The organism is Cytobacillus oceanisediminis (assembly GCF_007830235.1).
Taxonomy (GTDB): domain Bacteria; phylum Bacillota; class Bacilli; order Bacillales; family Cytobacillaceae; genus Cytobacillus; species Cytobacillus oceanisediminis.
Genome location: NZ_VLKI01000003.1, coordinates 186090 through 209362, shown reverse-complemented (window position 1 = coordinate 209362; position 23273 = coordinate 186090). Strand labels below are relative to the sequence as shown.

The window sequence follows — 23273 nt, the reverse complement described above, 5'->3', positions numbered from 1 at the left end:
ACGCAAGCCGGAGCCCAAAAAGGAGTTAAATCAAAAAATTATTTCATAAATCAGCGAACACTGGTGATATATCAACGATAAATTGATTTTATCAACGAAAACTCCTATTATTTCAACGAAATTAAATAAGAGGATGACAGCAAATCATCCTCCATACAGGCTTTTCTATTAAAGCTTTCTGTAAAAGAAGGTTTCAGCAGATTCCAAATGATAGCGCCCAGGATTGAAGATTTGTTCAGTGCTGCCTACAAAGAATATTCCATCCTTTTTTAATGCACCGCTGAATTTATGATAGAGACTATCCTTGGCCTCTTCCGTAAAGTAAATTAAGACATTCCTGCACACAATTAAATCGTAGGGCCCGCCAAATTCATCAGCAAGCAGGTTTTGTTTTTTAAACAAAACTGTCTTCTTTATGTCTTCAGATATATTATAAAAACTGCCTTCACGGCTAAAAAACTTTTGTTGCATAGGTTCAGGGACTTCATTCAGGGATCTTTCAGGATAAACGCCCATCCTGGCCCGCGCAAGGGCGTTTTCGTCAATATCCGTCGCGGACACCTTAATCTTTGATAATGGCATAAATTTAGACAAAATCATTGCTATCGTATAAGGCTCTTCACCCGTCGAGCAGGCTGCACTCCAAATCTTAAGATTCCTGTTTTGTTTAAGCACCCCAGGGAGAATCTGTTTTTCCAGCACCTCCCAGCGCTTCGCATTTCGGTAAAATTCTGAAACATTAATGGTCATTCGATCTAAAAATTCGTTCAGCAATTCTCGATCCCTGCTTATGCCACTATAAAAATCTCCAAATGATCTATAACCCTTTTTCTCATAAAGAGAGATAAGCCTTCTTTTCATTTGTGTTTCTTTATATAGTGAAAGATCAATCCCCGTTTTCCGTTTAATATTTATAATAAATTCCTGATAATCCTGATTCATCTTTTTCCCCTCTAATTTACAGCGGTGATCATCGTATTTTACCCTTGCAGATTTCCGGTCACTCTTATCCGGGCTTGTTGTATTCGGTTACAAAAAAAGCACTTGTCAGGGACAAGGGCTTTTTTCACATTAGTTAATCCATTCATTCATTAATTTAGTGTATTCTACTTTTTCCTCTTCTTTGAAGAATAGACCGATTTCACGTTCTGCACTTGCAGGTGAATCTGAACCATGGATTACATTTTTTCCTACAGTGATGCCGAAGTCTCCGCGGATCGTCCCTGGAGCCGCATCTTTAGGATTAGTTGAACCCATCATTTGGCGAGCAGTCGCAATAACATTTTCGCCTTCCCAAACCATAGCAAAAACAGGGCCGGAAGTGATAAATTCTACTAGTTCGCCGAAGAATGGGCGCTCTTTGTGCTCTCCATAATGCTCTTCCGCAAGTTCTTTGCTAATGCTCATAAGCTTACCGCCAACAAGCTGGAAACCTTTCTTTTCAAAACGGGAAACGATTTCACCGATTAAATTGCGCTGTACTCCGTCAGGTTTAACCATTAAAAATGTTCTTTCCATTTAGTTCCACTCCTAAAACGTATGTATAGTGATTAATCATTGTCTGACAATCCACGAAAATATTAACATTGTTTTGACAATTTAGCAACAGAAACTTGAAAGCGCTTTTAAAAAAACACACGTAAAATGCATGTTTCCCGACTATCCTGCCGAAATTTAAGAAGCAGGGTAAGGAAACAGCCAAAGAAAAGCATAGCATGCAATGATGGGCACCCTCGCTGGAATTAGGTGCCCCGGCAGGCCTTCTTAAAATTTTCTTTTTCCAATAAACTTGGCAATATCCCGTAAAGCCTTCTTAGATTTTGATGGCGGAAGCTCCTCCAAAACCTCCAATGCCTTTTGCAGATACTTGTCGCTTATATGAAGAGATTTTTCGATTGCACCTGAATTCTTGACTAGTTTAATGATTTCCTCAATATCCGAACGCTCAGTTCCTTCGTGGACTTTGATAATTTCCTCACGGATGGTCCTATCCTCCATTGCAAAAAGGACAGGAAGTGTTATATTGCCCTGGTGGAGGTCCCCTCCAGCAGGTTTGCCGAGTTCCTTTTCCGTTCCGACAAAGTCCAGGACATCATCAATAATTTGATATGACATCCCGACAAAATAACCAAATTTGAAAAGCTTCTTATGTATTTCGTCTTCTACATTGGCTGCAATGGCACCCAATTGACAGCTGACAGCTATCAGCATCGCAGTTTTTCTTTTGATTCTGCGGAAATAAGTCCTTACATTTTGGTCGTAATTATACTTATCTTTGATTTGCTCGATTTCGCCTATACATAGCTCAACCAGTGTATGGGATAGGATTTTATGCGCGTGCGGATTTTCAACATTTGTTATTAATTCAAGAGCACGCGCAAAAATGTAATCGCCGGTATACATGGCAATCTTGTTGTCCCACTTCGCTTTGATTGTCGGCTTGCCGCGGCGCAATTCGGCATCATCAATGACATCATCATGTACAAGAGATGCCATATGGATAAGCTCAAGTGATACGGCCACATTTTTAATTTTATTTATATCGTAATCTCCGAACTTTGCTGCAAGCAAGACAAAAACTGGGCGAATTCTTTTTCCCCCGGCCTGCAATAAATGCAGTGATGCCTGATGCAATAGAGGAGACTCTGCTTTAATCGTCTCCTCCAGCTCGTCCTCTATCACATTTAAATCTGAATTCAAAAATGAATACATCATTTTCAATTTCATCTTCTAACTCACCCAGCTTATCAATCCCGTCTGCTGTTTTCTGCATTGTGCAATGAGAAACATTCAGAACAAGTTATTATTTTTGTTTCGTTCCAATGTGTACAGCTGCCACTCCGCCACTATATGGCTTATAAGTGACATTCTTAAAGCCTGCCTTCTCGAACATTTCTGCCAGTTCTTTCATTCCCGGGAAGTCTCTTGCAGATTCCTGCAGCCAAGAATACTCATTAAAGCTTTTGGCAAATAGTTTGCCGAACATAGGCATAATAAAACGGAAGTAGAAATAATAGGCTTGTTTATAGCCGAACATAGTCGGCTGTGACGTCTCCAGACACACTGCTATTCCGCCAGGCTTTACAACACGGTGCATTTCTTTTAATACCTGCATGTAGTCAGGTACATTCCTTAACCCAAATCCGATGGTTACATAATCAAAGGAATTATCGGGAAAAGGCAGATCCATGGCATTTCCGTGAACAAGTTCAACTTGATCAAGTTTCCGTTCTTTAATTTTTTCCTCACCGATTTTCAGCATATTTTTGCTGAAATCAAGTCCGACTACTTGTCCATTCTCACCAACAGCTTCAGCAAGTGCAATGGACCAATCGGCTGTGCCGCAGCAAATATCAAGAGCCTTCGTACCTTTTTGGACATTCATTTTTTTCATGGTGTCCTTGCGCCATCTGAGATGCTGCTGAAAACTAATAACTGAATTCATTTTATCGTAGTTGCCATAAATCTTTTCAAATACACTATGAACTCGCTCTTCTTTTGATTGCTGCATACATTACCCTTCTTCCACAAAAGTTTTAGCCACAGACTGACTATGATTAAAGATGAAATGAATACGCTGCTCTAACAATTCGTTTACAAAAGGGATTTTCATCAGATATTGATCAACCAGCTTTCTAGAAAAGTCAATATATCTGTCACAAATCAGAAGCAGATAGTTTTGCTGTTCAGCAGACATCTCTTTCACTTTTGGGAATGTCAGCTTTTTCAGCGCTTCAAAGACAATTGAAGTGCCATTCTTAATAAATTGCTCTTTCTCGGCAATTAGCCGCTTAATAAATAGCAGATTGGATGCAACCTCTTTCCAATCAGTCTTGGAATAAGCATCCGTCAACTTTTCGAAGAGAGCCGCCTCAATCTTCTTGACGGAATTCATTAAGTGGTCAACAGCCTCAGGGGCTTTCTGGTAGAGGGATATCTTATGCTCATTCACATCTTTAATCCCGTCAGCCAGTGCACGAATCATGTTAATATCATCGAGTGCGGCAAGAATTTTATAATATAAGCCGCTGTAATACACGCCTGCAAGGACGGTAAGCTGTCTGTGTTTAAGGTCTTCACCTTCAGACTCATCGTTCATTACAAGTTCATGGGTATCAAGGGCGATTTGGATAAGCATAGCCGTTATGGCATATTGTTCTGCCTTTGTTTCCGAAAGTTTTAATTCATCCAGGATAGAAATTAAGAGCAGAAGCTTATCTTCGTCTATAACGGGAGAATCGATATACCTGAGCAGATAAGGGTGGTGTACCTTTTTCTCAATCTGTTCTTTAATATCTGCCAATTTAATCTTCACGTCATGCATGCAATCACCCTTGTTTCCCCTAAGTTTTCTATTTCCCGCAGCAGCCTCCTTGCTCCCTGAGCATGCAAAGCTAAAGGGAAAAAGACAGGAGAAGCTTTATCAAAATTGTTAAACACACTTATCTTTAAGATTATATAGTCTATTTTTGACCTATTGATCGTTTAGTATGAAATATAAATAAATCGGGCATAAAAAAAGCCCTTTTTACTGGTATCTTGTTATCAAATGTATTATTAATTAAGCAGAGACAATTATATCATAAATTACAGAAACATGTCAGGACATTATCTTGAAAAACAATTATGTCCATTTTTACTATTATTTTTTCGCTTCGCTTTCCAGTTCTCCATAACAGGTCATAATCCTTGCGTTTCCCCTCACCTTTATAGCAGATGTGTGCTCTGTAAATTGGGCAATCATAACTTCTCCCTGATCCAGCTTTTCGGAATGATGGAATCTTGTATCAGAACCCCTCGTTAAACCAATGACATTTACACCGTCTTCTTTTGCTTTAATAACTATATAATCATTTCCCGATGGACTTTTCTTTTCCATTGAAAACATCCTTTACAATATATTTTGGCAAAAATAATTTCTTACAAAAAAAGGCCAAAAGTAGTTATCTTTCAGCCTTTCCCGAATTCTTTTTCTTTCTTTAAGAATGAGACGCATATTTTAGTCTTGTTTCCAAGCTTATTGTTTGATTAATGAAAGAACCTCTGCCCGTGCTCTTGCATCATCTGCAAACACACCTCTTACAGCGGAAGTAACTGTTTTAGAACCTGGCTTTTTAACTCCCCGCATTGTCATGCACATATGTTCCGCTTCTACAACGACCATAACGCCATGCGGCTCAAGCTTCTCGAGAATTGAGTTAGCAACTGTGGATGTAATGCGTTCTTGAAGCTGCGGCCTTTTTGCTACTGCCTCTACAGCCCTGGCAAGTTTACTTAAGCCAGTTACCCTTCCGTTCCTTGGAATATAAGCGACATGGGCTACACCGAAAAATGGCACAAGGTGATGTTCGCACATAGAATAAAAAGGAATATCCTTCACGAGGACAAGTTCTTCATGATCTTCGCCAAATACTGTCTCAAAATACTCTTTAGGATCCTGGTTTAATCCCATAAAAACTTCTTCATACATTTTTGCTACTCGTTTTGGTGTATCAAGGAGCCCTTCCCGATTTGGGTCTTCACCGATTGCTTCTAATATTAAACGTACCGCATCTTCTATCTGGGCACGATTTACGTCTGCCATAATTACTTCCTCCTATGCTATAACACTGTGTTTGATAATATGTTCATATTAGCATAACCCTTTTGGTCTGCGCAAAGCAGAAACTGTATGGCGTATAGCATGAGCCGGGTCTGTTAAACTTGCCTGTTGATTTCCGCTCCAGGCACTCAGGGCGGTCCGACGCTCCTCGGCGTCTTGCGCCTGCGGGGTCTCCCTTTGATCCGCACTCCCCGCAGGACATTGAATAAGCATCAGTGAATTAACACCGCACGAAGAAAATCCGAGAGCATTTTCGAGGAGCTCGCAGCTTCCGCTCCAATCAACAGCGTACTAAAATCAACATTGACCTTTACACAGCCCTATTTTAAAATAGAAAAAACCGCGAACGAATCGCGGTTTTTAGCTCAAGCATAAGCTTTAAGCACTTTTATCGCTGGTTAACCGGCAGGTAATACCTCCTATTCTAGAGTAGGAAAACTGCCAGTAAACGCCCGATTGGTTCAACTAACATTCAGTTCAGCAAAATGCCTGCCCTGAATGATGTTTCACTCTATGTAGATTACTTAACTGCATCTTTAAGCGCTTTGCCTGGTTTGAAAGCAGGAACTTTGCTTGCAGCGATTTCGATTTCTTCACCAGTTTGCGGGTTGCGTCCTTTACGGGCAGCACGTTCGCGAACCTCGAAGTTTCCGAAACCAATTAGTTGTACCTTATCACCATTTTTCAAAGCATCTAAGATTGTATCGAAAACAGCATCAACTGCTTTAGTTGCGTCTTTTTTAGAAAGTTCGCCAGCTTCAGCAACTGCGTTAATTAGTTCTGTCTTGTTCATGCCTTTCACCTCCTCCCAAATATCGATAAAACCCAGTAAAATAACAATCCTTACATACATTTGTAAACAAAATTACTGAATTCTATACGTTATGGCGTGTTTTTATTTAACAAGCCTAATAATAAAGTATGAACAGAAAAATTTCAATCCATAAATTATCAAAAATCCTTTGATAATAAGGGTTTCGGCCGCCACAACGGTAATTCTGTTAAAAGATTATCACAATCATTTACTCTTATCAAGAATATTTCATGATTTAATGGGAATCTTTTCTTATCTGCAACATATTTGTAATAAGTTGACCTTTATTTCATACCCTAAGGGCGCTTTAATAAACATAAAAAGAAATTTTTAAAAATAACTCTGATAAACTGGCCTATTGATTTCCGCTCCAGGTGCTCAGCGAACCGCGGGCGGTCAGGGAGCCTCCTCGTCGCTTTGATCCGCACTCCCGCAGGACTTTGAATAAGCTTCCCTGAAATAACACCGCACGAAGGAAATGCGAATGCATTTTCGCGGGATTAGTGCCTTCCGCTCCAATCAACAGGGTGCTAAAAAACAACAAAAAGCTTTAACAGAGCCAAATAAAAAAAGACTCCAAAAGGAGCCTTCATTTAAAGGATTATCGCTATTAATCCGCCAGAGCCTTCGTTAATAATTCTTTCCAGAGTTTCTTTAAGCTTATATCTTGCGTTCTCAGGCATTAGGGAAAGCTTTGCCTGTATTCCTTCCCTCACAATTGAGCTTAAGCTTCGACCAAAGATATCAGAGTTCCAGATGGATAGAGGATCATCTTCAAAATCCTGCATCAGATAACGGACGAGTTCCTCGCTTTGCTTCTCTGTACCGATAATCGGCGAAAACTCGGATTCTACATCAACTTTAATCATATGGATAGACGGTGCAACTGCTTTTAGACGCACTCCGAAGCGTGAGCCATGGCGTGTGATTTCCGGTTCATCTAGGCTCATATCAGCCAGCGAAGGAGCGGCAATTCCATAACCTGTTTGCTTCACCATTCTTAAAGCATCGGATATTTGGTCATATTCTGCTTTTGCATGGGCAAATTCCTGCATCAGTTCAAGCAGATGGTCTTTTCCTCGGATTTCCACACCGACAATTTCTTTTAGTACTTCATCATAAAGATCATCCGGGGCGTACAAGTCTATTTCTGCCACACCCTGCCCCATTTCAATGCCAGCGAGCCCTGCACGGTCAATAAACTCAAAGTCGCTAAATTGATGGACTACACGGTCTACATCTCTAAGCCTTTTAATGTCTTTAACAGTTTCTTTTACTGCTTCCTGGTAGCTTTCACGAAGCCAATGATCTTCATGCAGCACCATCACCCAGCTTGGAAGGTTTACATTAACTTCAAGCACCGGGAATTCATATAGAGCTTCACGCATTACATTCATAACATCCGTTTCCCTCATGCCTTCTACACTCATGGCAAGAACCGGAATATCATACTTCTCGGAAAGCTCATTTCTAAGCACATCCGTATTCGGATGGTGAGGCTGTACGCTATTAATAATCATGATAAAAGGCTTACCGACTTCCTTCAGTTCATCAATAACCCTTTCTTCCGCCTCCAGATAATTGGCACGCGGAATTTCGCCAATCGTTCCATCTGTCGTAATCACGACGCCGATAGTTGAGTGCTCCTGAATAACTTTTCTCGTACCTATCTCTGCAGCTTCATGGAAAGGGATCGGCTCTTCATACCAAGGTGTATTGATCATTCTTGGGCCATTTTCATCTTCATATCCCTTAGCTCCGGGGACTGTATAACCTACACAGTCAACCAGTCGTATGTTTACATCCAGGCCTTCTGCCACATGGACTGTAGCAGCCTGGTTAGGCACGAATTTCGGTTCTGTGGTCATAATCGTTTTGCCGGCAGCACTTTGCGGAAGTTCATCCTGAGTACGGGCACGGTCTGCTTCATTGTCCATATTCGGCAATACAACAAGCTCCATAAATTTCTTTATAAATGTGGATTTGCCGGTGCGAACGGCGCCAACTACTCCAAAATATATATCGCCGCCAGTTCTTTCGGCAATATCTTTAAAAATATCAACCTTTTCCAAGTGATCCCCTCCCGAATCATAGAGTTAGTGGGATAATATTATCCTATCTATTATGTTTGGACATTATATGTGTATGATGTTGTCCTACATTGTTATGACAGTTTTTTTAAATTTTTACCCCCTTATCAGGAAAGTGAGGCACCCGCCGGCCGGCAAAGAAATTCTCCATGCCATCAGGCGATCTGGAATGGACAGCTGGCCGATCCCAAATTTCCCTCTAGAATTTAATAACTCCCTTTACGCTTTATTTCTTTTTCTTTATGCTATTGGTCAGGTTGAAGAGTGTCTTTATAAAAAAAATAATAAAAAAAAACCCTTCTCCTACAATATATTTTACAGAAGAAAGGTTATGACTATTTCACCAAAAAGATTGGTTCATTTGTTTCAGCATCTATTGTATATGGCAAAGAATAGGAGGGAACAAAAGCAGAATCTTCAACTAGTATATCCCTGACATCTTCTCCAGGCTTATACTTGTTTTCCTTTTCCTTCAGGGCCTGATAAAGATCAATCCGGTAATCAACATATACATCGGCATCGCCGGTTACTACAAACGGAAGGTTTTGGCCGCTATATGGGCTAAGCGCTTTTGGCTCTTCTTTAAATCCTAATTTTTTAAAATCCATTGTAAAAACATTATCAGCAATTTGTTCTTTGTAAGGCGGGAAACCATGTGCTTTAATTCTCAGGTTAATATCCCTGATCGTTTCTGCGATTCTCAAATCGAATATTTTTACTTTCGGGTCCGTTTCTGCATCAACTAGCACATATTGGAATACGCCACCAGACTCAAATGCATTTCCAGGAGGCTCAGCCATATATTGAGGCGCAATCTTTTTAAAGTCAATCGGATACTTTTGATAAATCGGGGTTGCCTGATCCTTTGTCTTGATCGGAAGAAGCCCGCCATTATCTTCTCTATACTGATCTACTGCCGATTGGACAGACTGCAATTGGTCCTTATAGGCTATCTGATTTTGGGATAGCTTCTCTTCAGGATACATACAGCCAGTCAGGACCATCCCTGTAATCAAAAGAAGCAAGAACGTGTTACATGCTTTTCTCATCTAATCAACCCTTTATGTAATATAGCTAGCTGCTTGTCGGGCCGCTGAACACGACAAGAACAATAATAATTCCGCTTATGATCATCAAAATATAAGCAATAATAGCCGTAATAAGCTTCAATATCCCAGCTTTCAGTTTAAAGCGGCTAAGATAAATCAGAACTATAGATAAAAACATAAATCCCATTGAAGCCAGTGATATCCACATTTTCATTAAAGCCGGTGACATTTAATCAACTCCCTTTTCCGAAAAGTATTATAACATACCAATGGGAAAAATCTAAAAGCTTTTCCTCTTCAAATTTTCAGGCATAAAAAAACTGAGGTAAAGAAGGGGCAATTCTTTACCTCAGCCAGTTGACTAAATAACCCAACACCCTGTTCATTTCACTAGTTTGCTTCGTTGCATTGTATGCAGGAACCTGCCAACTCGCATCATCTAATGCCTATATTTTTCAATTATTAAAGATTTTCCTGATTTTTGCTTCCTCTTTGATCCTCCAGGACATTTGCAAGGTCTTCCATTTCGTGTGTTTTTCCTCGTCCCATCAAAAGATCAACTGCATCCTTGGCATTAACATTATTAAATAGGACATCATAAAGAACATTTGTAATTGGCATTTTTACATCATATTTTTTAGCAAGCTGATGGGCTGCTTTCGTAGTTCTTACCCCTTCTACAACCATACCCATATTATCAAGTACTTCCTGAAGGTTATGCCCCTTTCCAAGAAGGTTGCCAGCTCTCCAATTGCGCGAATGGACTGATGTACATGTAACGATCAAGTCGCCTATACCAGCCAATCCGGAGAAGGTAAGCGGACTGGCCCCCATTTTCATGCCAAGTCGGGCAATCTCTGCAAGCCCTCTTGTTATTAGGGCAGCCTTTGCATTGTCGCCATACCCCAAACCATCTGTAATTCCTGCAGCAAGCGCAATAATGTTTTTAAGGGCACCGCCAATTTCTACTCCAATAATATCTGGGTTCGTGTACACTCTAAAATTGTTATTAATAAACAAGTCCTGAATTTTCTCAGCAGCTTTCATATTTTTTGAAGAAACTGTAACAGTAGTTGGATGCCGCAGGCTTACTTCTTCAGCATGGCTTGGACCTGAAAGCACTACAACACTATCCAAAAGGTTTTCGGGCATTTCTTCCTCAATCATTTCTGAAATCCGCAAAAGTGAGTCTGGCTCAATTCCCTTGCTGACATGAACAATGGTGATAGGCTCTGTCCTGATTTCTCTAATTTTACCGAGAACTTCACGAATTGCCTTTGTCGGTACAGCCAATATCATGATTTCTGTTCTGGGTAAAGCCTCTTCAAGTGATGAATAGCCTCTGATCTCTTCCGGCAGGTGAATTTCTGATAAGTATTTTTTATTGGTATGCTGCGTATTTATTTCTTCAATTTGCTCGGGATTATGGCCCCAAAGCCTAACATCATGCCCATTATCGGCCAGGACCATAGCCAAAGCTGTCCCCCAGCTGCCCGCTCCTACAACTGCAACACTTTCTCTATTCCGCTCCATTTGATCACTGCCTTTTAATTTATTTGGATGTTTTAAAACACCATCCGGCTCAGTCAGCAATACGGAGTATGATCATATAACAGGTACCGATATACTCCCTAATGTTATGCTTTCTGTTTAAACAAAGACATCTGCTCTTCCTGCTATTTTCTTTCCCTTGCAAATATCTTAATAGGTGTGCCTTCAAAACCAAAAGCGTCTCTTATCCTGTTTTCAAGAAAACGTTCATAAGAGAAATGAAGAAGCTCGGGATCATTTACAAATACTACAAAGGTTGGCGGCTTCACAGCCACCTGTGTCGTGTAATAAATCCTTAATCGCCTTCCCTTATCTGTAGGTGTCGGATTCATGGCTACAGCATCCATGATGACATCATTCAGCACGCTTGTCTCTACACGAAGTGCATGATTTTCACTCGCTGTGTTAATCATTGGGATAAGCGTGTGAATCCGCTTCTTCGTTTTTGCAGAAAGGAAAACAATAGGTGCATAGTCGAGGAATTGAAAATGATCTCGAATATTTTGTTCAAAAGCTTTCATTGTTTTTTCATCTTTTTCGACAGCATCCCATTTGTTTACCACAATAACAACCGCTCTTCCCGCTTCGTGCGCATACCCGGCAATACGCTTATCCTGTTCAATAATGCCTTCTTCTCCATCAATGACTACTAGAACGACATCTGAACGCTCAATTGCCCGCAATGCCCGCAGAACACTGTATTTTTCTGTTGTTTCATAAACTTTTCCTTTTTTGCGCATTCCGGCAGTATCGATAATGACATATTCCTGGCCGTCAACCTTCAGCTGGGAGTCAATTGCATCCCTTGTGGTTCCTGCGATGTTGCTGACAATAACACGCTCTTCCCCAAGGATGGCATTTACTAAAGACGATTTTCCGACATTAGGACGGCCGATTAATGAAAACTTAATTACTTCTTCACCATATTCACCCTGTCCGTGTTTCGGAAAGTGTTTGGCTGCTTCATCCAGCAAGTCCCCCAGCCCAAGTCCGTGCGATCCTGAAATAGGGAATGGTTCCCCAAATCCAAGAGCATAAAAATCATAAATCAAATCTCTCATTTCCGGATTATCAATTTTATTTACACCCAGCACAACAGGTTTTTTGGCTTTATATAAAATTTTTGCGACTTCTTCGTCTGCGGCTGTAACCCCTTCTCTGCCATTTACAAGAAAAATGATCACATCTGCTTCATCTATGGCAATCTCAGCCTGAAGCCGGATTTGTTCCAGGAATGGCTCATCACCAATATCGATTCCACCTGTGTCGATAATATTAAAATCATGTGTCAGCCATTCAGCCGAACTATAAATCCGATCCCTTGTTACTCCAGGAATATCTTCGACAATTGATATCCGTTCTCCTACAATTCTGTTAAATATCGTTGATTTTCCAACGTTTGGACGCCCGACAATAGCCACAACCGGTTTTGCCATGAACATCACCCTTTCAATTCTTTATTCTTAATATGCTTCAACATCCTATTTTTGTTCTAGAAATGTCTATTCCTTTTTTAAGCGTGAAGATGGCTGTCCTTAATTTAGTTTTAAACTTTCTAAAGCCACACTATCTATACCGCTTTACATTTATAAAATAAACCCTTCTCAAAGATAGAAGGGTCTAACTTAGATATTTTAACAAAGAGAAACCTTCCTAGCAATGAAAAACTTGGAAACACCTTCAATGCTTAACAATTACGTATAATTCTTCTGTTAAAGCATGGGCAATTCCATCAAGTATGGCTTCAAGATTGGCTGCTATGATCTCCATTTCTTTTTTATCTTCACAATGAAAAACTGCCGCTCCTGAAGGTACTTTGGAAGGATTTGTTGTAATAACAGCAAGTATGTATTTTTCAAGTACCATTTGCCTTAACTTCCTTTCCCATTCGTTTGCCTTTCAGACGGCATCCTAATTGCATTCTCAAGAGTTGGAACCGCTCCGATAATTTTTAGAGCTTTATCGATATCCTTTTCCTGCGGCAATACAAAAACCCCTACGCGTCCATCATCGAGGTCTCTTTTCGCCAGTGGTACAAGAGCCGGTGTTCCCGAGTCACGATAAACTCCCAAAGCAGTTGAAACATCATGCAAAATGGCCTGTCTTTGCCCGAGATTAGCTATGGTTGACCTGGCATTAAAGTTTTTGGGCTTTAAAATGAAGCCCATCCCATATCTAAGTACCTCCTCCTGTCTTTCTGGGAGTCCAATATTCATTATATAAATGTTATCCACATACAAACCTGCACCATCAAAACGAGGCTCAACATATTCCACATCAACAATATCCTTCAGCCTTCCTCCTGTCATAAGCAATTTCGAAATAATAACGGCTATTATAGCTGCTGCAAGTCCGCCCAAAATATTAAAAAGCAGATAACCAAGCGTGCATAATAAGGATGTGAAAATAACAAGATAATTTCTGCTTTCAAAAGCAATTGCTATGCCTTCTATATATGTTTTCCCTCTTGATACCAATTCATAGCTGTCCAGCTCAGTCAATGTATTTCTTTCCATATTTCTTACTTCCCTGAATTGAGAGGCTGCAAGCGTCAGAAAAGTTACAGCGGTAAATTGTTCTTCCATTATGGAAGGAATTGCAACAGTGCCTAATCCAGCTGCAATAAATCCCAATGCAACGTGTATGATTTTCCCATGCAAATAGGTAGGATATTGCCGGTAATCTGTTCTAAGCATATAAACACGAGTCAAGGTACCTACTGCAAGTCCAAAAAGTATTGGGTATGTATATTCACTCATGATAATTTTTGTTTCTCCCTTTCAAAATGTTTGAAGTTCGTTTCAAAATAAGAAGCAGTCCATTGCATTGCACTCCAAGCAGCAACAATTGAAGCCGAGAGGGCCATAATATCAAAGAATGCCAAAGAACCGATTATATAAGGAAAAGAATATTGCCCAAGAATAAGAGCATACAAAACCTCACCCTGAATTCCCCCAAGCAGTATTAAAGGCAAGCGAAGCACTCTTTTTTTCTGCAGGAGGACAGCCATATAAACAAGCAGAAAGGCCAGCATCCACTTCCGTGAAAATATTACCCATACAGGATCAAACAGTTCAAATAAATGAAAGCTCACATATGCCATCATCATGATAAAGGCGCAAAATAGAAAATAAGCCCTTTTTAATCTTTCCAGCCTGCTTGCTAATATGTATAAAGTCCCCATTAAAAAAACTCCCGCCGTACTTGTTTCCACACTAAAAACTTTAAAAGTATAGGGTGATAGAATGATTAATAGCAGAAGCCAGGCCGAAAATTTGGCCCTATTCTTATTTTTTCGGTCTAGAAAGAAAGTCGCCATAACCCAAAAAATCCATGAAACCCAATAAAAAATTAACCCTTCCATCCTCTTCCCTCCTATCATTTCCAGTATAGCTTTTTGATATGTACTTTAACCCTGCCAGTTCAAAAGGTTTAATGGAATACAATGATAATGCCTTTGTTCTGTATAAATTTTTAAAGCAGACTTCATCTTAAGAAGAGGGAGGTGTGTAATTATGGGCAAAGACCGCCAGGAGAGAAAATTGAAGGAAAGCAGACGAGTGGAATCAGATCGCGATCAGGCGCTTCATTACCCGGGAGCTTCCAAACTGCAGAGTGCCGAAGAAGCAAGATCCTTAAATGATTCAAAATACAGTTAAGATATATCTTTAGACAACAAAAAGCTCTCGTCTTTGACGAGAGCTTTACTTTTGGATTATCCTCTGGCTGAATGCTTTTGTATCAATGTTTCGTTCATTTAACCAGTGATGGGTCTTTCCCGAAATAATTACTGGAGCCTGCTGCAGCTGCCTGATATTCGAGGCGCCCAATGCAGTCATAATCATTTTTAATTCATTATGTATGATGTTTATTTCTTCTATCAATGGTTCAAGTCCTTCTTTAATAAGAACTTTTAAAAAATAACCGGCCATGCCAGCAGCTCCGGCACCCAGCGCAAGGGCTTTGGCTATTTCAAAGCTTGTTTGAATGCCTCCAGAAGCAATTACAGCGATTTCATCTTTTTGGACGACAGCTTCAGCAATGGATACTGCAGTGGGGATTCCCCATTCATCAAAGAAACTTAAAAGCCTTTCTCTTCTTGCGTTTTCAATGCGCGAAAAATTTGTACCGCCAAAACCTCCAACGTCTACAGCCGATACGCCAATGGAGGCCAACATCGATACGGTTTCTTTATTCATTCCGAATCCTACTTCCTTCACAACCACAGGAACTTCAGAATGCAAAACTATTTGTTCAATCCTTTTCAATGCTCCACGAAATTCCCTATCTCCTTCAGGCATGGTCAATTCTTGAACGACATTTAAATGAATTTGCAATGCGTTTGCCTCTATCATATCAACAGCTGCTTTTGCCTGATCGATTGTGGCTTCACTGCCTAAATTGCCGAAGATGATTCCTTTGGGATTTTCTTTTCTAACCACCCTGTATGATTCGATCTCATTCGGATCTTTCAGAGCGGACATTTGAGACCCTACCGCCATTGCCAAGCCTGTTGCCTTGGCAGCAGACGCAAGGTCCCGGTTTATTTTGATTGTTCTATCTCCACCGCCGCCAGTCATCGCATTTATAAAAATTGGCGAACTTAATGAAAGTTCGCCAACTGAAGTGCCTAAATCAGCCTGATGCAGAAAAGTATCAGGAAGACTTTGGTGGATAAAGGCTACATCCTCGAAACCAGTAAGGCTTCTCTGGCCTGTTGCCAAAGCATACTGAATGTGATCCCATTTTCGTTTTGATCTAGACACAAGTTATCACCATTACTTTTTTAAATTCTTTAACTGATCCCCAATCATTTCGCCTAGCTGGAAACCCTTCGTTTCCTCAGGAAGTTCATAATCAGTCACTTCTTCATTTTCTTTTTCCTGAAGGTCTTTAATGCTCAATGACAGGCGCTGATCCTGCTCATTTACATCAAGTACCTTTACTTGCACTTCCTGTCCCTCGCTCAATACTTCATGAGGGGTGCCGATATGCTTATGGGCAATTTGCGAAATATGGACAAGTCCTTCTACTCCAGGGAAAACTTCAACAAATGCACCGTATGAGACAAGTCTCTTAACTGTACCATCAAGCGTGCTTCCTTTAGGTGCCTTTTCACGGATATTATCCCAAGGCCCAGGCAGCGTTTCTTTAATAGATAAGGAAATCCGCTCATTATCGCGATCCACGCTTAATACTTTAACTTTAACCTTTTGCCCTTCTTCTACAACATCGGAAGGTTTTTCCACATGCTCATAGGATAGCTGGGAAATATGGACTAGGCCATCAATTCCTCCAATATCTACGAAAGCGCCAAAGTCTGTGATTCTTTGGACTGTTCCATCCAGAACCTGACCTGCCTGAAGGGATTCAAGCACCTGATGCTTTTGCTTGCCTTTTTCCTCTTCAATAACAGCTCGATGGGAAAGAATCAGGCGATTCTTTTCTTTATCCAGCTCCACAATTTTAAATGTCATTGTTTTGCCTTTATAATCAGTAAAGTCTTCAACAAAATGAGCTTCTACAAGGGAAGCAGGAACAAATCCGCGCACACCCAAGTCTACAACTAATCCACCTTTTACAACATCTTTGATTTCAGCTTCAAAGACTTCGCCTTCATTGAATTTCTTCTCAAGTGTTTCCCAGGACTTTTCTGCGTCTACTTTACGTTTAGAAAGAATAAGTGCTTCTTCCTCCACTTTTAACACTTCAAGCTCAAGCTCATCCCCTTCAGAAACAGCATCACTTGCTTTTTCAATATGAAGGCTTGAAAGCTCACTGATCGGAATAATACCATCCAGCTTGCTGTCAGCAATGTCAATAATGACTTGCTTTTCTTCTACTTTGGTAACCTGGCCCTTTACCTTGTCACCAACCTCAAAATTTTTGACTTCTACTTGGTTCATTTCCTCTGACATATGTATTCCTCCTTAATCCAATGGCTGCTTTCAAATTTTTAATTTGTATTCAACTGCCTGCCATCCAGGCAAGAACCCTGTGTCAGCAGCAGAAATACTCGAATGGCTTTTTAATGCAGGCTATTTTTCAACTGTGTTGAATGTCTCTTTTCTGCCCTAATTTGAGAATCGTCAGCAAAGGACAGCCTCTTTATTTTTTCGAATATTCTCGCCTTTTTAAAAAATGCCTTTTTACTAACTTCTTACAAAAGAAGTTTTTTGTCAAGCAAGAAGGGTTAGGAATTTTCCTCAATTAATTTACGGATTTCTGCCATGATGAATTCGGTCGTTTCTTCAGCTGATGCTTTCCGTTCCCTAAGCTCTTTCATCTCAATAGGCTTTCCATAAACTACTTTCAGCTTGGAGAAGGCTTTATATGGGCCAATGATAGCACATGGCACAACATGCGCTTCGGATCTAAGGGCAAAGAATCCAGCACCGGCAAGCCCCTTCCCCAATTGCCCCGTCTTGCTTCTAGTACCCTCTGGAAACAGCCCTAAAACCTTTCCTTCTTTTAAGGTTCCAAGGCCTTTTCTAAGAGCTTCCCTGTCACTCATTCCCCTTTTGACGGGAAAAGCATTAAGATGGGGCAAGATTGTACCAAGACCAGGTACTTTAAAAAGCTCTTCCTTGGCCATAAAGTGCACAGGCCGAGGAGCATTAATGCCTACAACGGGAGGATCCAGATTATCAATATGGTTGGAACATAGAAGTACACCGCCATCAGAAGGAAAGTGCTCCCTTCCGATCACTTCGAATCTGTAAACTGGTTTTAATGCACCGTAAACGACTGCTTTAGCAAAAGAATAGAGGTTCACTTTGATCCGATCCTTTCATAGGCCAGGTCCATTATTTTTTCTACCACCTGTACAATTGATAATGAGGTCGTATCAATTTCTACAGCATCTTCTGCTTTCTTTAATGGAGCAACTTCGCGCTCTGAATCGAGCCTATCCCTCAGAGAAATTTCTTTCTTCAGCTTTTCAAGGTCCGATGGAAAACCCTTTTGAACATTCTCAGTATGGCGGCGAATCGCTCTTTCATCGACTGAAGCCAAAAGGAATATTTTTACTTCCGCTAAAGGAAGGACATGTGTCCCGATATCCCGGCCGTCCATTACCACTCCTCCATTTTGGGCGAAGCTTTGCTGTCTTAATACCATTTCTTCTCTTACAAGCTTATGCCTTGAAACAATCGAAACGGAATTTGTAACTTCTGATGACCTGATTTGATTGGTCACATCCTGTCCGTCCAAATAGATTAATTGCCCTTCTGTGCCAGGCTGCAAATCGATAGTGGTACTGTTCAGTATTTCCATCAATGCTGCTTCATCTTCAATGCTCGCCTGCTGTTGAATGGCTTTATATGTCAAGGCACGATACATGGCTCCCGTATCAATGTATATGTATGATAATTTTTCTGCCACAATCTTGGCTACTGTACTTTTGCCAGCAGCAGCAGGCCCATCTATTGCTATCGATATTTGTCTGTTCATAGTTCCTCCTGTACTGCCTGGCCAGGTTCTTTAAGCCAGGTTCCTTCAGCTTTATTTTAACATAATAAGTCGATTTCAGGTCATATTATACAGCTTTTTTACCATTAACCATTCTCTTAAAAATAGGATATGTTAAACATGTCTGTTGATTTCCGCTCAGGGAAGCTCAGCGAACCGCGGGAGGTCCAACGCTCCTAAAACAATAAGCATGCGGGGTCTTCCTTTGACTCGCTTCCCCCGCAGGACATTGAATAAGCATCCTCGAATAAAACCGCACAAAGGAAATGCGAATGAATCTCCGAGGATCTCGCTCCTTCCGCTCCAATCAACAGAGTGCTAAAATCAACAATGAGCTTTAATATAGCCTAAAAATAAAAAATAAGCAGGCGGCTGCCTGCTAGTAATTTTCCTTGAACGTTTCCAGCAGCTCAGTAAAATTCTGGTCTGTAACACCCTCATATTGTGTCAGCTGCTTTAATTCAGGAAACGCATTCATATGATGAAAGAATAATTGAGTAATCAGCAAAAAAATAAACTGCACAATGATTAATTTTAAAAGAACCCTCTCTATCGTTTTCATCATTGCATCTCTCCATAGTTAAAAATACGTTCAAGTCTATTTGACTTCTTCATCTATTATGAGAGCAGTGCATTAAAAATATTCCCATCCCTTTAAATTTCAAGCCCTTTTTTCTTCATGGCCAATTGCCTGTCAAAGCAAAAGCGCAGCAGCAATTGCCGGTCTTGGGGACTAATATCCAAAAACTGAACAGAAATTATGGACTTTCCATTACTAATTTCCGAGATTCTTATTACTTTGCTTTTTACCTTCAAATAATGAGATTCACCATTTTGCATAGGCAATACAAAATAAGTATGTATTTGCATATTTGCTTTTAACGAACAGGATTTGCCTGCAATAATTGCGGCACCTCCTGCGCTGATATCATCTGTAACAGACACAAACGGTGTAAATTCGTCCATTACCGGGTGAACTGCTATGTCAACAGACGTTTCAATCCTGACAAACTGGCGGCGCTGAACCTTCATTAAATGTTCATTCCCTGGATATGAAATGACCATCATAGGAATTTTAATCTTCACCCTGCCAAGGACTTCACTTTCAAAAAGGTAAACGGAGCCATCAGCTGCGACAAAAGTTACTTTTAGCTGAGTTCCGTCCAGCAGGAAAGCAGTCTTTTTCGTTTCCTGATTAATGGGATAATCAATATAAAGGTTACTTTCTTTCCTCTCGACAAGCTTGCATTTATATTTCTCTGATTTATCAGTATATTTCAGCTCCAATATTAGTACTTCTCCAATTTTCATCATGCTGGCTACACTTCCCTATTCAAAAGGATAATCTTGTCATTTAATTATGACATGCTTTAAAACAGTCGTGCAACAGCAATTTACATAAAAATGAGCAAAAAGACCCATTAGTAAATAAAAAAGAGAAAGCCTCTTCGGCTTTCTCTACACAACATCTTCATAAATTGGTTCAGCATTTTTGAGCTTTTCTACTTTCTCTTCTTGGCCTGTTTCAGCATTAATATAAATCCTGTAGGTATCTTCACCCATTGTGCCAAGGAATTCATAGCAGGAAACTTCCTGATTAAGATCATTTATGATAACTGCCCGCCTGTCTTCCATGACTTTTACCTGGGGATTAATTTTTGCTCTTGCCTCTTCCTTGGAAATTGCAGGTTCTGGAATATCCCTCTGGTGATGGGACTTTAAATAATCCTCTGCCGAAAAAGCAGCCATCTTGCCATTATCCAATGCCACTTTCACACGAATGGCATCCGGATAGATTCTTACCCCATTTTGATTGGAAACAAAGGTAAACACCCCAAGCTTGTCATATTGCGCGCTTTCAAATAAATCAAGACCCTGGAATCCATTTTCTTTTAGGAATCTAATTGCATTGTTGCTTGCTTCATTAAGGCTAATTTTTTGCTGTGCTACTTCACGGTCCAGTATGAACCAAATCGGGTAGCCGCCCTTTTTCGTGATATCCATGTCTGCTTCTTCTTTAGTTTTCTTATTTTGTACGCTTACACTGAAAAAACCGTAGTCCGACCCTTTGCCGTTTTCGGTAACTTTAATATTCACATTATTTCCAAGCGCTGCGTATTTCTTTGCTATGCGGGCAGCTTCATCCTCTGAAATTTCATCGCCCTTTAAATATTTAAAATTCTCATCTTTCTTCTGCATATTTACAAAAGCAGGGCCAAAGTCTGTTTCTCCATAACCTTCAACTGTTTTTTCCACAGTTTTAAATCCATCGATGATCGTATTGTCAGCGGCCTCCTGATTGGAAGCCAGCGCCATTTCAACATCCATCCAGCGCAAATTCTTTTCCAGCACCATATGCTGGACCTTCCGCAGATCCTGTTGAATATCTGCAGACTGAGTATAGAGTTTCTTTAGCGTTTGATACTCTTTTTCCGTTAAAGGTTCCTTCTCCAAATCTCTTACTGCTGTACGATAACTGAAATCGCCGATATTGGACAGGAATTCTTCTGTTTTATTGAACGGAAGCAGCGCAAGCGGCAGCTGGCCTACGTCTGAGTGGGCTTCTGAGGTTAACCTCCAAACCTCTGCCAATTCCGGCGATAAAGAGGATCTGGAGTTCATCGCCAAAGTAGTTCCGATTCTATCGTGCAAAAGGTCCATCTGGTAAGTTAAATCATGGAATGCCCTTTGATAATTGTTTTCAGCATTAATAAGAATTGCATTTTTCTCGCGATGTTCCTGATATCCCCAAAACGCAGTGCCGGCGACACCCAACGCAAGTACAACAATTAGAATTCCTCTAAGCATAGTTCTTCACCCCTCTATTTACAGAATATGTGCTTGCCAATTCGCTTGATTTGCGGCCGTGTCCAGATCCAGCCGCTTGTCGCGGTATCAGGATTGAAATAATAAAGTGCGCTTCCGGTTGGATCCCAGCCATTAATGGCATCAAGGACAGCTTCCTTTGCTTTTTCATTTGGCGTCAGCCATATTTGTCCGTCAGCAACTGCCGTGAAAGCCCGCGGTTCAAATATTACACCTGAAACTGTATTTGGAAATGTTGCACTGTTTACACGGTTTAAAATAACCGCTGCTACTGCCACCTGGCCTGTATATGGTTCGCCCCTGGCTTCACCATATACAGCGTTGGCCATTAGCTGAATGTCATTTTCAGAAAAGCCATTGGGCATGTTTGTTGCAGTTGGCTGCTTCGGCTTTTCCTGTTGCTGAGGAGCTGCGGTTCCCCCTTGAGGCTTTTTCTGCTGTTCCAAATTCACACCGCCATAGTGGGTAAATTTATTTCCTTTATTAATCTGTTCTTTAACATATTGTTTATTATATTGTGATGCCTTTACGAGCTTATTCTTTGTTTCCTGGCCTGCCAGCCCGTCAATCGGAAGCCCAAACTCATACTGGAAGTTCCTTAATGCCCAATAGGTTCCCCATCCAAAGACACCATCAATCTTTCCATTGTAAAATCCCAAATACTGCAGGCGGGATTGGAGTTCAATAACATCATCCCCTACCGCTCCGTGCTGGATAACCTGATTGGAAAATGCGCTTGCTTTATCCACACTTCCGATCATGGGAATAGCCAGGACACAAAGGGAGATTATGAGTAAAACCTTCGCTGCCAAAAAGTTCTTTTTCATGGATTATAACCTCCAAAAGTCAATCTTTTATCATTGACCCTATTTTTTGTAGTCTTTGGTTTTTTATTCAATAACTTCAGGGTTTTTATAATAATAGGCAAGTTGCCCGCCTATCGGCGACAAGCCCCTCAAGCCAATAGCCCCTCCTCGTAATTGCTCCCGCTTCCGTCGTGCGAAGGAAATTCTGGTGAAGCCGTTACTTATGGAGCTAGAAAGTTATCGAAGTTCTTTCTTATTCTTAAAAATAAAAAACTCTCCATCAGGAATGGAGAGTTTTCTGGAAATCCAATTGATTATCAATATGATTGACACTGTGTTCCCTTGCTTTCTTAACCTTTCTAAGGCCAAGCCACCAAAGGAAGATCATAAATGGGAACATGATATAAATCCAATGTTCAAGGGAAATTAAGATGTAGTCGTAAATGCCATGAAGCAGGAAGGGTACAAATAGCGAAAGGGCTATCCATTTTTTAGTAGCAGTTGCCGTGAATTTTCCTTTTCCTATATAATAGCCCATGATGACACCAAAAAGAGCATGGCTGGAAACAGGGAGCAGAGCCCTTCCAATTGCATGCTCGACTCCCAGAGCTAGCAGATAAAAGATATTTTCCGCAGTAGCAAAGCCAAGTGAGACAGAAGCACCATATACAATGCCATCATAAGGCTCATCAAAGGTTATATGCTGATAGATCGTATAGAACAATATAAACCACTTAAAAAATTCCTCAAGAAGACTGGAAGAAAGAAAAGCATCCAGCAGGCTTGATTGGAGTACACTTTCCGTTTCAAGAACATATTGGATAAACATGATGGGGAATACGAGCAAAGCACCAAACAAAAAGGTTTTAAATACCATTGAGATAGGCTCAGACTCATATTGATCTTTTAAATAAAAATAGCTTAATAATGCCAATCCAGGGGCGATGCCCGCAGATAATATACCCAGCATGAGCTGTCCTCTTTTCAATCTGTTTTCTTAATCGTATCATGATATAGAGAGAATTTAAATGATTATTCAAATTTTGGAAAAAAGAAATGCCTTTG

General features: G+C 40.5%; 26 protein-coding genes. 1 reads left to right on the top strand and 25 read right to left on the bottom strand.

Translation table 11 applies throughout. The features are described from left to right. Window positions 1-168 precede the first annotated feature (168 nt). The 16 genes from IQ19_RS07525 to IQ19_RS07450 form a co-directional block, all read right to left on the bottom strand. Window positions 169-942, bottom strand: a complete 774-nt coding sequence (locus IQ19_RS07525; protein WP_144541562.1) for a CheR family methyltransferase — start codon at window positions 940-942, stop codon at window positions 169-171. Window positions 943-1071: 129 nt separating this feature from the next. Beyond that, window positions 1072-1518, bottom strand: coding sequence for a nucleoside-diphosphate kinase (gene ndk / locus IQ19_RS07520; protein ID WP_144541560.1), 447 nt, complete (start codon window positions 1516-1518; stop codon window positions 1072-1074). 246 nt (window positions 1519-1764) lie between these two features. Beyond that, a complete protein-coding gene (gene hepT, locus IQ19_RS07515) occupies window positions 1765-2727 on the bottom strand; it encodes a heptaprenyl diphosphate synthase component II (RefSeq protein WP_144541558.1) in 963 nt (320 codons plus the stop codon). A 76-nt stretch (window positions 2728-2803) separates the two neighbouring features. Then, window positions 2804-3511 carry a demethylmenaquinone methyltransferase gene (locus IQ19_RS07510; RefSeq protein WP_144541556.1) on the bottom strand — a complete coding sequence of 236 codons (708 nt, stop codon included), beginning with the start codon at window positions 3509-3511 and terminating at the stop codon, window positions 2804-2806. Between the two features lie 3 nt (window positions 3512-3514). Next, a complete protein-coding gene (locus IQ19_RS07505; RefSeq protein WP_144541554.1) occupies window positions 3515-4324 on the bottom strand; it encodes a heptaprenyl diphosphate synthase component 1 in 810 nt (269 codons plus the stop codon). 318 nt (window positions 4325-4642) lie between these two features. Further along, window positions 4643-4879, bottom strand: a complete 237-nt coding sequence (gene mtrB, locus IQ19_RS07500; protein WP_053434574.1) for a trp RNA-binding attenuation protein MtrB — start codon at window positions 4877-4879, stop codon at window positions 4643-4645. 138 nt (window positions 4880-5017) lie between these two features. Further along, window positions 5018-5584 carry a GTP cyclohydrolase I FolE gene (gene folE / locus IQ19_RS07495; RefSeq protein ID WP_144541552.1) on the bottom strand — a complete coding sequence of 189 codons (567 nt, stop codon included), beginning with the start codon at window positions 5582-5584 and terminating at the stop codon, window positions 5018-5020. 538 nt (window positions 5585-6122) lie between these two features. Next, window positions 6123-6395: a non-specific DNA-binding protein Hbs gene (hbs, locus tag IQ19_RS07490; RefSeq protein ID WP_009332755.1), complete on the bottom strand. Its 273-nt coding sequence runs from the start codon at window positions 6393-6395 to the stop codon at window positions 6123-6125. A 614-nt stretch (window positions 6396-7009) separates the two neighbouring features. Beyond that, complete coding sequence (gene spoIVA, locus IQ19_RS07485) at window positions 7010-8488, bottom strand: stage IV sporulation protein A (RefSeq protein WP_144541550.1); 1479 nt, start codon at window positions 8486-8488, stop codon at window positions 7010-7012. Window positions 8489-8841: 353 nt separating this feature from the next. After that, window positions 8842-9555, bottom strand: a complete 714-nt coding sequence (locus IQ19_RS07480) for a hypothetical protein (protein ID WP_144541548.1) — start codon at window positions 9553-9555, stop codon at window positions 8842-8844. Between the two features lie 25 nt (window positions 9556-9580). Next, entirely contained in the window at window positions 9581-9784 is a 204-nt protein-coding gene (locus IQ19_RS07475; RefSeq protein WP_144541546.1) for a DUF2768 domain-containing protein, read from the bottom strand. Window positions 9785-10017: 233 nt separating this feature from the next. Next, window positions 10018-11088 carry an NAD(P)H-dependent glycerol-3-phosphate dehydrogenase gene (locus IQ19_RS07470; RefSeq protein ID WP_144541544.1) on the bottom strand — a complete coding sequence of 357 codons (1071 nt, stop codon included), beginning with the start codon at window positions 11086-11088 and terminating at the stop codon, window positions 10018-10020. Window positions 11089-11231: 143 nt separating this feature from the next. Continuing rightward, window positions 11232-12542 (bottom strand): ribosome biogenesis GTPase Der, encoded by a 1311-nt coding sequence (gene der / locus IQ19_RS07465; RefSeq protein ID WP_144541542.1) that lies wholly within the window; start codon window positions 12540-12542, stop codon window positions 11232-11234. A 244-nt stretch (window positions 12543-12786) separates the two neighbouring features. Beyond that, window positions 12787-12972 (bottom strand): capping complex subunit for YIEGIA, encoded by a 186-nt coding sequence (locus tag IQ19_RS07460; protein WP_144541540.1) that lies wholly within the window; start codon window positions 12970-12972, stop codon window positions 12787-12789. Window positions 12973-12977: 5 nt separating this feature from the next. Beyond that, window positions 12978-13865, bottom strand: coding sequence for a YIEGIA family protein (locus IQ19_RS07455; RefSeq protein WP_144541537.1), 888 nt, complete (start codon window positions 13863-13865; stop codon window positions 12978-12980). Continuing rightward, window positions 13862-14470 carry a YphA family membrane protein gene (locus tag IQ19_RS07450; protein ID WP_144541535.1) on the bottom strand — a complete coding sequence of 203 codons (609 nt, stop codon included), beginning with the start codon at window positions 14468-14470 and terminating at the stop codon, window positions 13862-13864. The genes IQ19_RS07455 and IQ19_RS07450 overlap by 4 nt, the downstream gene beginning before the upstream one ends. Before the next feature lie 151 nt (window positions 14471-14621). Between IQ19_RS07450 and IQ19_RS07445 the strand changes: the two genes are divergently transcribed. Further along, window positions 14622-14765 carry a YpzI family protein gene (locus IQ19_RS07445; RefSeq protein ID WP_144541533.1) on the top strand — a complete coding sequence of 48 codons (144 nt, stop codon included), beginning with the start codon at window positions 14622-14624 and terminating at the stop codon, window positions 14763-14765. Window positions 14766-14810: 45 nt separating this feature from the next. On the opposite strand, the gene fni is transcribed toward IQ19_RS07445, so the two are convergent. The 9 genes from fni to prsW form a co-directional block, all read right to left on the bottom strand. Beyond that, window positions 14811-15872, bottom strand: a complete 1062-nt coding sequence (gene fni, locus IQ19_RS07440) for a type 2 isopentenyl-diphosphate Delta-isomerase (protein WP_144541531.1) — start codon at window positions 15870-15872, stop codon at window positions 14811-14813. Window positions 15873-15884: 12 nt separating this feature from the next. After that, the gene (gene rpsA / locus IQ19_RS07435) at window positions 15885-17024 is read right to left on the bottom strand and encodes a 30S ribosomal protein S1 (RefSeq protein WP_144541529.1); all 1140 of its coding nucleotides are present in this window, start codon (window positions 17022-17024) and stop codon (window positions 15885-15887) included. A gap of 275 nt (window positions 17025-17299) precedes the next feature. Continuing rightward, window positions 17300-17881, bottom strand: coding sequence for a lysophospholipid acyltransferase family protein (locus IQ19_RS07430; RefSeq protein WP_144541527.1), 582 nt, complete (start codon window positions 17879-17881; stop codon window positions 17300-17302). Further along, window positions 17878-18558, bottom strand: coding sequence for a (d)CMP kinase (gene cmk / locus IQ19_RS07425; RefSeq protein ID WP_144541525.1), 681 nt, complete (start codon window positions 18556-18558; stop codon window positions 17878-17880). The genes IQ19_RS07430 and cmk overlap by 4 nt, the downstream gene beginning before the upstream one ends. 397 nt (window positions 18559-18955) lie before the next feature. Further along, complete coding sequence (locus tag IQ19_RS07420) at window positions 18956-19141, bottom strand: YpfB family protein (RefSeq protein ID WP_394137267.1); 186 nt, start codon at window positions 19139-19141, stop codon at window positions 18956-18958. A gap of 89 nt (window positions 19142-19230) precedes the next feature. After that, window positions 19231-19890, bottom strand: a complete 660-nt coding sequence (locus tag IQ19_RS07415; protein WP_144541523.1) for a flagellar brake protein — start codon at window positions 19888-19890, stop codon at window positions 19231-19233. 144 nt (window positions 19891-20034) lie between these two features. Continuing rightward, a complete protein-coding gene (ypeB, locus tag IQ19_RS07410) occupies window positions 20035-21384 on the bottom strand; it encodes a germination protein YpeB (protein WP_144541521.1) in 1350 nt (449 codons plus the stop codon). Window positions 21385-21398: 14 nt separating this feature from the next. Continuing rightward, complete coding sequence (gene sleB, locus IQ19_RS07405) at window positions 21399-22229, bottom strand: spore cortex-lytic enzyme (protein ID WP_144541519.1); 831 nt, start codon at window positions 22227-22229, stop codon at window positions 21399-21401. A 259-nt stretch (window positions 22230-22488) separates the two neighbouring features. Beyond that, window positions 22489-23178 (bottom strand): glutamic-type intramembrane protease PrsW, encoded by a 690-nt coding sequence (gene prsW / locus IQ19_RS07400; protein WP_144541517.1) that lies wholly within the window; start codon window positions 23176-23178, stop codon window positions 22489-22491. Between the last annotated feature and the right edge of the window lie 95 nt (window positions 23179-23273).

Bases quoted from the DNA above. Each gene is read 5' to 3' on its own strand.
- IQ19_RS07450 (WP_144541535.1), bottom strand. From the start codon at position 14,470: ATGGAAGGGTTAATTTTTTATTGGGTTTCATGGATTTTTTGGGTTATG.
- mtrB (WP_053434574.1), bottom strand. From the start codon at position 4,879: ATGGAAAAGAAAAGTCCATCGGGAAATGATTATATAGTTATTAAAGCA.
- IQ19_RS07510 (WP_144541556.1), bottom strand. From the start codon at position 3,511: ATGCAGCAATCAAAAGAAGAGCGAGTTCATAGTGTATTTGAAAAGATT.
- cmk (WP_144541525.1), bottom strand. From the start codon at position 18,558: ATGAACAGACAAATATCGATAGCAATAGATGGGCCTGCTGCTGCTGGC.
- ypeB (WP_144541521.1), bottom strand. From the start codon at position 21,384: ATGCTTAGAGGAATTCTAATTGTTGTACTTGCGTTGGGTGTCGCCGGC.
- der (WP_144541542.1), bottom strand. From the start codon at position 12,542: ATGGCAAAACCGGTTGTGGCTATTGTCGGGCGTCCAAACGTTGGAAAA.
- rpsA (WP_144541529.1), bottom strand. From the start codon at position 17,024: ATGTCAGAGGAAATGAACCAAGTAGAAGTCAAAAATTTTGAGGTTGGT.
- IQ19_RS07505 (WP_144541554.1), bottom strand. From the start codon at position 4,324: ATGCATGACGTGAAGATTAAATTGGCAGATATTAAAGAACAGATTGAG.
- prsW (WP_144541517.1), bottom strand. From the start codon at position 23,178: ATGCTGGGTATATTATCTGCGGGCATCGCCCCTGGATTGGCATTATTA.
- IQ19_RS07420 (WP_394137267.1), bottom strand. From the start codon at position 19,141: ATGATGAAAACGATAGAGAGGGTTCTTTTAAAATTAATCATTGTGCAG.
- IQ19_RS07475 (WP_144541546.1), bottom strand. From the start codon at position 9,784: ATGTCACCGGCTTTAATGAAAATGTGGATATCACTGGCTTCAATGGGA.
- ndk (WP_144541560.1), bottom strand. From the start codon at position 1,518: ATGGAAAGAACATTTTTAATGGTTAAACCTGACGGAGTACAGCGCAAT.
- hepT (WP_144541558.1), bottom strand. From the start codon at position 2,727: ATGAAATTGAAAATGATGTATTCATTTTTGAATTCAGATTTAAATGTG.
- IQ19_RS07525 (WP_144541562.1), bottom strand. From the start codon at position 942: ATGAATCAGGATTATCAGGAATTTATTATAAATATTAAACGGAAAACG.
- IQ19_RS07455 (WP_144541537.1), bottom strand. From the start codon at position 13,865: ATGAGTGAATATACATACCCAATACTTTTTGGACTTGCAGTAGGTACC.
- IQ19_RS07470 (WP_144541544.1), bottom strand. From the start codon at position 11,088: ATGGAGCGGAATAGAGAAAGTGTTGCAGTTGTAGGAGCGGGCAGCTGG.
- IQ19_RS07460 (WP_144541540.1), bottom strand. From the start codon at position 12,972: ATGGTACTTGAAAAATACATACTTGCTGTTATTACAACAAATCCTTCC.
- IQ19_RS07415 (WP_144541523.1), bottom strand. From the start codon at position 19,890: ATGATGAAAATTGGAGAAGTACTAATATTGGAGCTGAAATATACTGAT.
- folE (WP_144541552.1), bottom strand. From the start codon at position 5,584: ATGGCAGACGTAAATCGTGCCCAGATAGAAGATGCGGTACGTTTAATA.
- IQ19_RS07480 (WP_144541548.1), bottom strand. From the start codon at position 9,555: ATGAGAAAAGCATGTAACACGTTCTTGCTTCTTTTGATTACAGGGATG.
- hbs (WP_009332755.1), bottom strand. From the start codon at position 6,395: ATGAACAAGACAGAACTAATTAACGCAGTTGCTGAAGCTGGCGAACTT.
- IQ19_RS07445 (WP_144541533.1), top strand. From the start codon at position 14,622: ATGGGCAAAGACCGCCAGGAGAGAAAATTGAAGGAAAGCAGACGAGTG.
- sleB (WP_144541519.1), bottom strand. From the start codon at position 22,229: ATGAAAAAGAACTTTTTGGCAGCGAAGGTTTTACTCATAATCTCCCTT.